This window comes from Phormidesmis priestleyi ULC007 (assembly GCF_001895925.1).
Taxonomy (GTDB): Bacteria; Cyanobacteriota; Cyanobacteriia; order Leptolyngbyales; family Leptolyngbyaceae; genus Phormidesmis_A; species Phormidesmis_A priestleyi_A.
In genome coordinates, this window is record NZ_MPPI01000010.1 from 113,019 (window position 1) to 125,093 (window position 12,075).

At 47.8% G+C, this 12,075-nt stretch carries 13 protein-coding genes and 1 riboswitch; of the genes, 6 read left to right on the forward strand and 7 right to left on the reverse strand.

Features of this window, described 5'->3' with window-relative positions:
* Window positions 1-72 precede the first annotated feature (72 nt).
* On the forward strand, window positions 73-1,161 hold the full coding sequence (locus BRW63_RS11090; protein WP_073071104.1) for a DNA methyltransferase: 1,089 nt from the start codon (window positions 73-75) through the stop codon (window positions 1,159-1,161).
* Here BRW63_RS11090 and BRW63_RS11095 read toward each other — a convergent pair.
* From BRW63_RS11095 to BRW63_RS11105, 3 genes are all read right to left on the reverse strand, one after another.
* Window positions 1,127-2,044: a hypothetical protein gene (locus tag BRW63_RS11095; protein WP_073071106.1), complete on the reverse strand. Its 918-nt coding sequence runs from the start codon at window positions 2,042-2,044 to the stop codon at window positions 1,127-1,129. The genes BRW63_RS11090 and BRW63_RS11095 overlap by 35 nt on opposite strands.
* The gene (locus BRW63_RS29930; protein ID WP_073071108.1) at window positions 2,041-2,304 is read right to left on the reverse strand and encodes a helix-turn-helix domain-containing protein; all 264 of its coding nucleotides are present in this window, start codon (window positions 2,302-2,304) and stop codon (window positions 2,041-2,043) included. Before BRW63_RS29930 ends, BRW63_RS11095 begins: the two co-directional genes overlap by 4 nt.
* Before the next feature lie 169 nt (window positions 2,305-2,473).
* The gene (locus BRW63_RS11105) at window positions 2,474-3,709 is read right to left on the reverse strand and encodes an LL-diaminopimelate aminotransferase (RefSeq protein WP_073071109.1); all 1,236 of its coding nucleotides are present in this window, start codon (window positions 3,707-3,709) and stop codon (window positions 2,474-2,476) included.
* Between the two features lie 373 nt (window positions 3,710-4,082).
* Between BRW63_RS11105 and BRW63_RS11110 the strand changes: the two genes are divergently transcribed.
* The 4 genes from BRW63_RS11110 (at window position 4,083) to BRW63_RS11125 (ending at window position 8,412) form a co-directional block, all read left to right on the forward strand.
* Window positions 4,083-5,168 carry a chemotaxis protein CheB gene (locus tag BRW63_RS11110; RefSeq protein ID WP_073071111.1) on the forward strand — a complete coding sequence of 362 codons (1,086 nt, stop codon included), beginning with the start codon at window positions 4,083-4,085 and terminating at the stop codon, window positions 5,166-5,168.
* Window positions 5,169-5,403: 235 nt separating this feature from the next.
* Window positions 5,404-6,201, forward strand: a complete 798-nt coding sequence (locus tag BRW63_RS11115) for a helix-turn-helix domain-containing protein (protein WP_073071112.1) — start codon at window positions 5,404-5,406, stop codon at window positions 6,199-6,201.
* A gap of 55 nt (window positions 6,202-6,256) precedes the next feature.
* Window positions 6,257-7,771 carry a UbiD family decarboxylase gene (locus BRW63_RS11120; RefSeq protein WP_073071114.1) on the forward strand — a complete coding sequence of 505 codons (1,515 nt, stop codon included), beginning with the start codon at window positions 6,257-6,259 and terminating at the stop codon, window positions 7,769-7,771.
* 92 nt (window positions 7,772-7,863) lie between these two features.
* Window positions 7,864-7,928, forward strand: a riboswitch (Glutamine riboswitch).
* Window positions 7,929-7,968: 40 nt separating this feature from the next.
* Window positions 7,969-8,412, forward strand: a complete 444-nt coding sequence (locus BRW63_RS11125) for a DUF4278 domain-containing protein (protein WP_073071116.1) — start codon at window positions 7,969-7,971, stop codon at window positions 8,410-8,412.
* Window positions 8,413-8,499: 87 nt separating this feature from the next.
* Here BRW63_RS11125 and BRW63_RS11130 read toward each other — a convergent pair whose 3' ends face one another.
* Window positions 8,500-8,970: a DUF3598 family protein gene (locus tag BRW63_RS11130; protein WP_219898463.1), complete on the reverse strand. Its 471-nt coding sequence runs from the start codon at window positions 8,968-8,970 to the stop codon at window positions 8,500-8,502.
* A gap of 61 nt (window positions 8,971-9,031) precedes the next feature.
* Complete coding sequence (locus BRW63_RS11135; RefSeq protein ID WP_073071117.1) at window positions 9,032-9,484, reverse strand: cell division protein SepF; 453 nt, start codon at window positions 9,482-9,484, stop codon at window positions 9,032-9,034.
* Window positions 9,485-9,683: 199 nt separating this feature from the next.
* On the opposite strand from BRW63_RS11135, the gene rlmN reads away from it, so the two are divergent.
* Window positions 9,684-10,811, forward strand: a complete 1,128-nt coding sequence (gene rlmN / locus BRW63_RS11140; RefSeq protein ID WP_317615812.1) for a 23S rRNA (adenine(2503)-C(2))-methyltransferase RlmN — start codon at window positions 9,684-9,686, stop codon at window positions 10,809-10,811.
* A gap of 92 nt (window positions 10,812-10,903) precedes the next feature.
* Here the strand turns inward: rlmN and BRW63_RS11145 are convergent, their stop codons facing one another.
* Together BRW63_RS11145 and BRW63_RS11150 are read right to left on the reverse strand one after the other, a co-directional pair.
* Window positions 10,904-11,083 (reverse strand): replication restart DNA helicase PriA, encoded by a 180-nt coding sequence (locus BRW63_RS11145; RefSeq protein ID WP_073071119.1) that lies wholly within the window; start codon window positions 11,081-11,083, stop codon window positions 10,904-10,906.
* A 261-nt stretch (window positions 11,084-11,344) separates the two neighbouring features.
* A complete protein-coding gene (locus tag BRW63_RS11150) occupies window positions 11,345-12,055 on the reverse strand; it encodes a DUF4230 domain-containing protein (protein ID WP_073071121.1) in 711 nt (236 codons plus the stop codon).
* Window positions 12,056-12,075: the final 20 nt, after the last annotated feature.

The window sequence follows — 12,075 nt, forward strand, 5'->3', positions numbered from 1 at the left end:
TTTCTTGGTATACAAATATCCTAAAATAGGATAAATTTGCATAAGTCATAGTTTGAAGAGCCGCAAGGATCAATGAGCCGATCTAATCCAGAAGTTAGTTCTACAGAAACTTTGAAATGTAATGCTGCCAGTACAGTTGGTCGCGGAAAAGTCGTTAATCTAAACACCAAACTTAACTTTTCTGACTGGAGCGATGAATACGTTGCTTTATCTCTAGGTAATAGCCTTGAACATTATAAAAACTGGGAACAGCCTACTGTAATCGTTTCAGATGGCGCTTACGGTGTTCTAGGTTTTGAAGGAGACACATCCGATCACATTAATTTACCCAATTGGTATCAACCTCATATTGAGGAGTGGTCGAAAGCGGCGATGCCGTGTACAACACTCTGGTTTTGGAACTCAGAAATTGGCTGGGCTACAGTACATCCAATTTTAGAAAAGTGTGGTTGGCGATATGTTAATTCCAATGTCTGGAATAAAGGCAAAGGTCACATCGCAGGAAATGTTAACACAGAAAAAATTCGCAGATTCCCAGTTGTTACAGAAGTCTGTGTTCAATATGTAAGAGAAGTTAGGTTTGACGAACTTCCCTTAAAAACTTGGTTACTGAAAGAATGGAAACGGTCTAGATTGCCGTTACGACGAGCAAACGATGCTTGTGGTGTAATGGATGCCGCCACCAGAAAATATTTTGATCAAGGACATTTGTGGTACTTTCCACCCCCAGAAATGTTTGAAAGACTAGTAATTTATGCAAATGAGCATGGTAGCCCTGAAGGAAAACCTTATTTTTCTATAGATGGCAATCAATCTTTGACAGGGCAAGAATGGAGTAAAATGCGATCGAAGTTTAAATGCCCTCATGGTTTTACTAACGTATGGGAACGCCAAGCCTTGCGAGGTGGTGAAAGAGTTAAAACAACCTCTGGAAAAGCATTACATCTTAACCAAAAGCCCCTCGATTTAATGAGCATGATTATCGAGTCATCAAGTGATAAATATGATGCAGTCTGGGAACCCTTTGGAGGACTGTTTAGTGCATCTTTGGCAGCCCGGAAACTCAACCGGAAAGCTTACTCTTGCGAGATTGATCCAGACTATTTCTACTATGGAGTCCAGCGATTTAATCAAGAAGTTCATCAATACTCTCTTCTCTAACGTCTAAATGCTTCTCTAGAGATTGTGTGATTCTGTCTTCTCGGCGGCTTGACAGAAGTTTGTTCCATTGTCCAACTGTCATCCCAGAAACTTCAACATTGTAAACACGTTTCTTGAATTCCTCAATGCCAGGATGCACGATTCTATCCAACTTCGCAAAGTTAGTGTCTAGTCTATATCTGTAGCATATTAATAACTCCCGTAGAAGGTGCTGATATTCTCTAGTTGGCTTGTAGATTTTGGCTTCAGCACCCCAAGAATCAACCATTTTTTGCGCCTCTAAAAGCTCATTCACAGAACCTTGAAACTTGTAGCCACTCGTGTTTGTTTGCTGTAGATTTGCTGTTCTTTGGGTTGTATCTTCTGGTTCTAAAACAAGATAGCCGGGCGGATTGTGGTAATGAGTATCTCTAGCCAGAGCTACTGACAAGCCGGATACGACGCACACATCTAAAATGCGAGGCTTCCCATAAATAATTTTCTCAGGTAGCCATGCCAACATCACAACGTGAGTTTGATCAAACTGAAAGTGATTCTGGCTATCTTTGAATCGCGCAGTTATCTCTGTCGCCAACGGAAACCATGCTTTAATTTCTAACCCTGGTGTTGGTTGAATATTTCCCACGAAAATAGTGTCTGGGAATCCCGGATCTTGCCTCTCCCACGTTCCAAATTCAGCAAAATCATTCTGCTTATTTAAGAACTCAACAGTGTTAAATTCGATTAAGTTTCCTAGTAACGGCGAAAGCTTCGAGATTACTTTAGCTAAATTGACTGCTGCATTTACAGTCACGGGTTTAGATACGTCTAAAACATCAAATGTGTGTCCTGCTAAATCGTCTAAATATTGAGAGGCTAATCTGATGACATCTGATGTGTTCACGGTTTTTCCTCACAAGATGCCTCAGCTATTTGTTGTTCAACCTTCCTAATAAGGGTGCAAGGGTCTATGCCAATGATTCGAGTAACTACGAGAAACTCGACGACATCTAAACGTCGCTCACCATTCTCATATTTAGCAACGAAAGATTGAGGTTTTTGAAGAGATTTAGCGAGAGACTCCTGAGTGAGTTGTGCTTCTTTTCGAGCCGCAATCAGACAACGTCGGAATATATCGTACTCATAGCTGGAGGTAAATTTCATCGTGCTTTGAATTCAGCACTACGGATATACCAGGTACGATAAACCTATTTTAGGATTATCCCAAAACTGGATGATAACCGTGGTCAACTAAGCTGTTGTGCCCTATGAGAAGGCAAAGCATTCGAGAGAGAACGGACGCTGAATGCTTTGCCCAATTGTTGGGTTGACCCTACGCCTTGAATTTTTCGGTAATGCGCTTCATGGCGTCGTTAACGTTGTCGCGGCTGTTAAACGCCGAGATGCGAAAATAACCTTCCCCGGCGGCACCAAACCCAGAGCCAGGGGTGCCAACGACATGAGCGGTGTGCAGCAGCTTATCAAAGAAATCCCAGCTTGATAGCTCGTTGGGCGTTTTTAGCCAAACATAGGGCGCGTTGATTCCTCCGTAGACTGCAATTCCGGCGATCGTCAATTGGTCACGAATGATGGCGGCGTTCTCCATATAAAAGTTGACCAATGCCTTGATTTGCGCTTGCCCTACTTCAGAGTAGACGGCTTCGGCTCCGCGCTGCACAATATAGGACACGCCATTAAATTTGGTTGATTGGCGACGGTTCCACAGCTTCCAGAGTTCGACATCAGAGCCATCGGCAGCTTTTGCGGTCAAAGTTTTGGGCACCACCGTCAAGGCGCATCGAGTGCCCGTAAAGCCCGCATTTTTGGAAAACGATCGGAACTCGATCGCACAATTTCTTGCCCCTTCAATCTCATAGATCGAGTGAGGCAGCTCAGGGTCACTAATAAACGCTTCGTAGGCAGCATCAAAGAAAATAATGGAGCCGTGAGCGTTGGCATAATCAACCCACGCTTTGAGATGCTCTTTCGTCGCAGTGGCTCCCGTGGGATTATTGGGAAAGCAGAGATAAATTAAATCCACCTTTTGCGAAGGAATCTGGGCGGTGAAGTTATTTTCTGCGGTGATTGGCAGATAGACAAACCCTTCATATTCACCCTTCTCGTTCGCTTCGCCCGTGTGACCTGCCATCACATTAGTATCGACATAGACGGGATAGACGGGATCGGTGACAGCGATCGTATTACTGTCGCCAAAAATATCGAGAATGTTGCCCGAATCGCACTTAGACCCATCGGACACAAAAATTTCAGACGCATCAATGTCGCAGCCGCGAGCCTGAAAATCGTGAGCGGCAATTTTTTCGCGCAACCACTCATAGCCTTGCTCAGGGCCGTAGCCTTTAAAAAGCGAACGATCGCCCATATCTTCGACAGCTTTGATCATGGCAGCGCGACAAGCTTCGGGCAACGGCTCGGTCACATCGCCAATGCCTAGACGAATAATCTTCGCAGCAGGATTTTCGTCAGCAAAAGCATTGACTCGCCGCGCAATTTCGGGAAACAAGTAGCCTGCTTTGAGTTTTAGATAGTTGTCGTTAATGGTTGCCATAGTCGGTGATAGAAAGGAGGTTTGAATCCCATTATTCCGCAGACAGACAACAGGGGCGAAATGGATCGCCAATTTAACGTCAGTTCGATGTGTTCTTTCGCTCCGTTCTTCAGCGCTTCAGCCCTAAATCCCCAAAATTGGGGGATTTAGGGGGCAGCCCGGATTTGCAACCGTGGCAAAAAGCTTCATCGAATTCACGTCAATTTAAAGTGATCGTATTGCTCAAGCAACGAAGCGTTTTTACGCCTTTGTGGAGGTGCCTAATTGCCAAGAAACCACTCACAATTGCAGTAGTCTCTAGCTGGAACGATCGTGAATCCGCGCTCCAACTACTGCCAGGTTGGTAAGTATGGGGAAATAAAAGGAAACTCTAATGTCAGATGCTCAATCAACTTATGTCAAAAATTTTAAGATTATTGTCATAGGAGCCTCAGCGGGTGGGGTCGAGGCGTTGACTCAACTGGTTCACTTGCTGCCTCCTGATTTAGCGGCGGCTGTTTTGATCGTGCTGCACTTTCCAAGCTATGGCACGAGTGTGCTTCCCGATATTCTCAGTCGAGCCGGGTCACTTCCGGCAAAACACCCCAAAGATGGCGAGGCGCTGCAAGCAGGACAAATTTATGTGGCACCGCCTGACTATCACCTAATGGTTGAGACAGGGCGGGTTTGTTTGAGCCGCACTCCTAAAGAAAATGGGCATCGACCCGCGATCGACCCGCTCTTTCGCAGTGCGGCCATGACTTATCAACAGCAAGTGATTGGGGTGATTCTCACGGGGCTGTTAGACGATGGCACCGCAGGTCTAGCAATGGTCAAACAAAAAGGCGGACTTACCATTGTTCAAGACCCAGAAGAAGCCTTATTTAATGGAATGCCGACCAGCGCGATCGCCAATGTCGCGGTTGATTATGTATTGCCAGTGAGTAAAATTGCAGGGGTGTTAGCCCGATCGCAACCCTCGATCGGGAATGGATCTATCGCTGATCAACGCGATCCCGAACTAGAAATTATTCAGCAAGATAAAGCGGCGGCAGAGCGAGGAGAGCCACAAAAAGAGCCGTCGGTTTTTACCTGCCCATCGTGTGGGGGTGTCATGTGGGAGCTAAACAGCGATGGGTTAATGCGCTATCGCTGTCATGTAGGTCACGTCTATTCGGTAGATAGTTTGGCAGTAGAGCAGTCTGATGCGGTTGAAAGTGCTTTATGGACAGCCGCCCGTGCGCTTGAAGAACGAGCGAGTTTGGCGAGGCGATTGGCTAACCAAGCACGTGCTAATAATCGATCTCTCTCTGCTGCTCAATTTATGCAGCGAGCAGATGAAGCGGCTCGACACGCGGAAATGATTCGTCACATCATCGAAATTGATAACGTCAAGATTGCCTTTAAGCCAGATAATCTAGCCCCGATCGAGTCACCTCAATCAACCGCATCACCTCAACAATCGGCGATCGAACAGTGATTGAGTGATACGGCAATCCGATTAGAGTGGTGCAAAAATAGCCTTCGGATTGAGATCTAGAAGCCTGTCGAATCAGTGAGGTGTGACTAACTTCTCCAACATACTGAAATTTATAGCGGACAAAGTTGTCTGTTGATACTTAGAATCTACCCTTGACTGTCATAGTAGTAATTGCTCTATCGTTCTATCGAGAGCAGATATCTGATATCGTGACAAAAAGCCACGGGGGGGAGCAGTGGAGTACTCGGATTCATCAACACAGGCAGAGCAACTCAAAACCATCGGGTCAAAGCTGAGTCATGAACGCGAGGCGCGATCGGTGGCTCTAGAAACAGTTGCAACAAAAACCTATATCCCGCTGCGTCTGTTAAGCGCGATCGAAGCAGGACGACTCGATCTATTACCAGAACCAGTTTTTATTCAGGGGTTTATTCGTCGCTATGCTGACACGCTGGGCTTAGATGGAACTGCCTTGTCAAAAGAATTTGCGATCGAGTCGCCCGTGCCGATCTATGAGGCAGAGCCGCCAGAACTCGAATCTACCGAAACTTTACCCCCCTCGTTTGAGCCTCCTCCCTGGCTCTATGTTCTGGGAGGCGCGATCGGGTTGGGCGCGCTAGGGCTGATTATCGCTAGCCTGATTAATCATTCTAAACCCGCTACACCACCAACTCCCAAGCCTGTGAGCGCTAACAGCACAGCCCCGCAAAAAGGGCCGTCAAAAGTAGCTGTAACGTCGCCTAGCTCGTCATCGGCACCAAGTCCTGGCGCTTCGCCTGTGGCAACCGGCCCCGTTGCGGTCAAGCTGGATGCAACCGAGGAAAGCTGGGTCGAAGTGGTGGTAGATGGCAAAGTTGCGTTTGATGGCACCTTGCCAAAGGGCACTCAAAAAACCTGGGGCGGACAAAAGCAAGTCGTGATTAGCTTAGGCAACGCAGGCGGCGTTTTGGTGTCTTATAACAACGGGGCAGCCAAATCTTTAGGAGCAACGGGCGATGTCGTGCAAAACGTGAAATTTCCACCGACTCCATAGGCTGACCGAAGTTTGACGCGTCCATAATGAGAATAGAACTTTACATTGCTTCATCATGGCGCGAGATCTAAGAGGATTCATCAAACAGCTTGAGCAACGGGGGCAATTGCGCCGAGTTAGCGCCCCTGTTGACTCAGATCTAGAGATCGCTGAGATCGCCAATCGGATGTTGCAGCGTGGCGGCCCTGGCTTGCTGTTTGAGAATGTCAAAGGCTCTCCCTACCCCGTCGCGATCAACCTCTTAGGAACCGTCGAGCGAGTTTGCTGGGCAATGAATATGGAGTCTCCGCAAGAATTGGAGACGCTAGGCAAAAAGTTGGCGTTGCTCTATCAACCCAGACCGCCCAAAAAAGTCTCTCAAGCGATCGACCTGGGCAAAGTTTTGTTTGATGTCTTGCGGGCAAAACCCGATCGAGATCTCTTTCCGCCCTGTCAGCAAGTGGTGGTTAAAGGCGATGACGTAGACCTGACGACGCTGCCGATGCTGCGTGTCTATCCTGGCGATGCGGGTAAGGTGATGACCCTGGGATTGATGATCACCAAAGATCCCGAAACCAAAATCCCAAATGTGGGCGTATATCGCTTGCAGTTGCAGTCTAAAAACACGATGACAGTGCAATGGCTCTCGGTGCGTGGGCCGACTCGACATTTGAGAAAAGCGGCGGCGATGGGACAGGATCTAGAAGTGGCGATCGCGATCGGAGTCGATCCGCTCGTGATTTTGGCAGCCGCGACTCCCGTTCCGGTCGATCTCTCTGAGTGGCTATTTGCCGGACTCTATAGCGGGTCGGGCATTCATCTAGCCAAGTGCAAAACCGTTGATTTAGAAGTGCCTGCCACCTCCGAAATCGTGTTAGAAGGCACTGTCACACCAGGAGAAGTCGGAGTAGATGGCCCGGCAGGCGATCACATGGGCTATTACGGCGGTGTGAACGAGAAAGCGCCGCTGTTTCGATTTCACTGCATGACTCATCGTAAAGATCCGATTTATCTGACGACGTTTAGCGGTCGTCCGCCCAAAGAAGATGCGATGATGGCACTCGCACTCAATCGCGTCTACACGCCCATTCTCAGACAGCAGGTGCCCGAAATTGTTGATTTCTTTTTGCCAATGGAGGCATTAAGTTATAAGGCAGCCGTGATCTCGATCGACAAAGTTTATCCCGGTCACGCCCGACGAGCCGCGTTAGCATTTTGGAGCGCACTGCCGCAGTTTAGCTACACAAAATTTGTGATTGTGGTTGATAAAGACATCAACATTCGTGATCCAAGAGCGGTAGTTTGGGCAATCACTTCAAAAGTTGACCCCGCTAGAGATGTCTTCATCCTGCCAGATAACCCGTTCGACTCACTGGATTTTGCGACCGAAAAGCCTGGTTTGGGCAGCAAGATGGGCATTGATGCGACAACGAAACTGTATCCAGAAACCGATCGCCCGTGGGCTGCGCCGTTGGTGTCTGACCCTGATGTAGCGGCAATGGTCGATCGCCGCTGGGCGCAATATGGGCTGGCAGATTTAGAGCTTGGCGAAGTCGATCCAAATCTCTTTGGTTATGACATGAAAGTCTAGAGTCGGGTATTCCCCCAATGAGTCGTAGTTTCACCCGATCGGATGATTACCCTTTTTTCTTGAAAAACTGTATGATTGGATACAGAAGGAAAAACGTTCATCCCCTCTCGCAAATCAGAGGAGACGGAAGTAAGGGATATTCCTGAAGGAACGCGCTTCTCTTCACCCAACAAAACAAATTTTTGGAGAAGCGACCCATGAAACTGATTTATCGTGGCAATACCTACGACTACGACCCAACCCAATTTAGACCCGACAATGCTGGACGACCTGTCAAGTCTGCGCCGCGGCTTCAAGCACCCTACACATTGATGTATCGCGGAGAGACCTATCACGTCGATCCGACTGTTCCCCAAACTCAATCATCTCTACCCAGAGCCTATGATTTGATCTATCGTGGGTCAACTTATCACGTCGATCGTGATGCTCAAGGCAATCTGACCGCCTTGACGCAATCGGCAAATGCACCTCGATCGAAGGCCATTTCTGCAAGAGTGTCTCAGCGAGAAGTGAGTCAATTGCATCAGGCAAACCTGTTAAGCAATCTGCAACGTCGCTTGCAGTCCGCTCAAGAGCGGGGCGATCAATCGTTGCTTGATTTGTTAGAAGCAGAGCGCAAGCAAATCACGACGGGACATTAATCCGATATAGAGTTGTCCTCATAAAAACGTAGGAGCTTTCTGTGGAGAGTTCTTACGTTTTTTGTTAGTGAACTAGATTGTGAATGATTAGCCAACTCGATGTTCAACAATCAGCATCACTCCTTGAAACACTCCCTCGATCGAGAACGATTGAGTCGTGCGGATGCGCTGATTGGGTTGGACTAAGTTAATCGTTTCAGTCGCCAAAATTTTGCCCGTTGCTTTGTCGCAAATGTCAAAGACCAGCAGATGATCGGCGACTTCTTGCGCGATCATTGAGTAGTTAGAAAAAGGCGGGTCGGAGCTTTCGATCGTGACTCTGCCCGTTCCAGTCACTCGACCCACAAAATTCTGAGTGACTTTCTTACCATCAGGAAATTCGTGTTCGTTGGTTTGAATCCATTGATTGTCGATAATCTGCTGCGTTAATAAGCCCGTAAATCGCGTTGTTTCTTGGGCGTTGTGATCGATTCTGATCCAATCACCTTGCCAAACGCCTACGTGCTTTGGAAAGACGGCAAAATCTTTTAATTGGGGTTGACTATTGATCGATTCCATACGCTAAAGTTCACAAACCCATTAATTGACAGGAAAGCAGCATTTATTTTGCTCGATCGCATCATCCTGAATAGAGAGCAAACGGCTGAATAGGAACCATTGCGTGCAGTCGGGTTAGCCGCACAGAAGGCGGCGCAAACATAAAAACGTCTTTCCAGATGCGGCTCTGATGACCGTTGATCGCATAGACCGCTCCTGCTAAAAAATCGACAGCGCGTTGAGCTTCGCTGGGCGATCGCATCTTGGCGCATTTGAGAATTAAAACCTTTTGAGCCAGCAATGCATCCACGGCTTGAGGAATCTCTTCAAACGATAAAGGCTCTAGCACTACACATTCTTGAACAGAGTTTGCGATCGCGGGAATTGCAAGATTATTGGGCGATCGAGCGGATTCGTTAGTCTGGTTGAGTAGCTCAAATCCAGCTTCGTCTGAGAAGTCAGGAGTATTCTCATCCTCAAAATTCTCATGCCCCCAAAGACTAACCGCTTCAGAAAACTGCCTGAGAAGACGCATAATTTACCACTGGCTGCAAATTTCAGTACCTTTGTTCTTAGTATAGTCCGATTAGAGCGGTTCCGTCAGGCTCTTAACAAGCTGAACCACAGACCGTGAACGACTTCTATCATTAGACAGTAGACAACTACAAAACCGTCGCTCTTTCTCAAAAGAATTAAAGCTGGGCACTCTAAATCGGCAACCCGATCAGTTAAGTTTGCAGCAAGTAACGATTGCGAATTACGATAGGAGTCTGAGAGAGCAACTCAAGATATTTACCCCACCCTTTGCCGTGATTCAGCAGTTAGAACCCGCCCATCGTGTCGAGCATCAACCCCTTGTCGGAGCGTCTCTGACTGAGTTAACCGAGTGGGTCAAGCAGCAGCAGCAGCCCGCTTATCGAGGAAAACAACTGCACCAGTGGATCTATCAGAAAGGGGCACGATCGCTGAGTGATGTTTCAGTGTTTCCTAAGTCTTGGCGTGAAAATCTCGCTGATTATCCGATCGGGCGATCGCAGATTCACTTTCAGGCACCTGCGTTAGACGGCACGATCAAGTTCTTGCTGAAGCTCTCAGATGGTCAAATTGTCGAAACGGTTGGCATTCCGACTGAGAAGCGGTTAACGGTCTGCGTGTCTTCTCAGGTGGGCTGCCCGATGGCGTGTGATTTTTGTGCGACTGGCAAAGGTGGCTTTAAGCGCAACTTAGAACGGCACGAAATTGTTGATCAAGTGCTAACGGTGCAAGAGGTGTTTCAGCAGCGCGTCAGCAATATCGTGTTTATGGGCATGGGCGAACCGCTCTTGAACACCGATAATGTGTTGGGAGCCGTGCGATCGCTCAATGAAGATGTGGGCATTGGGCAACGGTTGATCACAATCTCCACGGTTGGGATTCCGGGGAAGATTCGTCGTTTGGCTGAAGAGCAGCTTCAAGCAACACTGGCGGTTAGCTTACACGCCTCCAATCAAGCGCTACGGACACAGTTAATTCCGAGTGCTCGTCAATATCCTTTAGAAACGCTGCTCAGTGAATGTCGCGAATATGTCAAGCTGACGGGGCGGCGAGTGTCATTTGAATATGTTTTGCTAGCAGAATTAAATGATTGTGTCGAACACGCGATCGAGCTTTCTGAACACCTGCGCGGGTTTCAAAGTCATGTGAATTTGATCCCTTACAATCCGATTAGTGAGGTCGATTATCAAAAGCCAGATCCGCGTCGCATTCAAGCGTTTGTGAACACGTTGAAGGAGCGGCACATCGCGGTGAGTGTCCGTCGTCCGCGCGGGTTGGAGGCAGATGCGGCTTGTGGGCAGTTACGGGCATCTCAGGCGATCGCTTGAAGCTTGAATTTGCTGATTAGCCAACGCTGAGACAAAAATTTAGGGATGCCCGATCGACATCCCTAAAAAATTAATGGATATTAAATGAGTGACTAGCGTCGGGCATAGATTCCGGGTGCATAAGCTTCGATGACGTTACCAGTCTCCGAGCAAGTGATCATTAAGTAATCGCAGGTAGGGCACTGAGTTCGGGTGAGCCGATTACTTTCTAGATAGTGCCGTTCAGCATGACTGCCACAGTTGGGACATCGAACACATTGAACTGTCTGCATTTTAAAGCCCTCTACCTTATCAAAATTTGACGAAAAAACTAAAAATCAATGAGAGACTCATAAGTCTACAGAGTGAAAACAAAAGGTGTCTAAAGCTACTTAAGTAATCGATTTGGTATCGCTGTGAGCGCTATTTGTCTCTCTCGATTATGGTCAGTATTGATGGAGATCAACTTTTTATTTGCGCTCAGTTTAACCTTAAAGCAAAATGGGGATCACCTGCCTAGAGAGTGATCCCGGTTCTGAACGCTTTTATTATCACTAAGGATTTTGACAGGCAGAAGATGCCGGGGCTTGAGTCTCAATCACAACTTCTTTAACATTGGGCACTTTGATCAGTTGAGTGACGGTGAGTTTTGCTCGATCGTTGGCTTGTAGCAAAATTCCGTTTGTGCAAGCAGCATCTTTGACCTTTTTAAGGGCTTCTTTTTGCGCCAAAGACTGAAGATTTGGGGCAACGTCGGGCCCAAGTCCTAGCAGCCCTCGGTTATAGTCATAGACTTTGGAGCGATTGACATCAATTTTGCTATCGAGAATCTTGGGTGGAGGTAGGCGCAGCCGCAGCGTTTCACCCACCATCTCAACGCTTTCAGGTGTGAGAACGCTTAAATCAACCCCGGCTCTTACCTCTCCATAGGCGATATAGAGTAGCCGAGTTGTGCCGACCACAAATCCGCCGACAGTGGCATCTTGTTGAGTCGGGATCACCGCCTCCATTGTGAAGACAGCGGTCGTGAGTTCACTGGCGTTGCGAATTTGTTGAATGACGACCGATCGGGTTTCAACTTTAGGCTGAGACGGCGGCGGATTGAGAAAACTCTGAACGCGGTTAAACCAGCGATCGCCTGATCGTCCTGCTCCTATGACGGCAACACCTGCCAGCATCAGGGCACTGCCTGTCAGCATCAATCCTATATTTTTGAAGACTACAAACCCGTTTGTTGCCCGCTTTTGGCGATTTTTTCCCCGCATCTGCCTGCCCTCAACGCCAA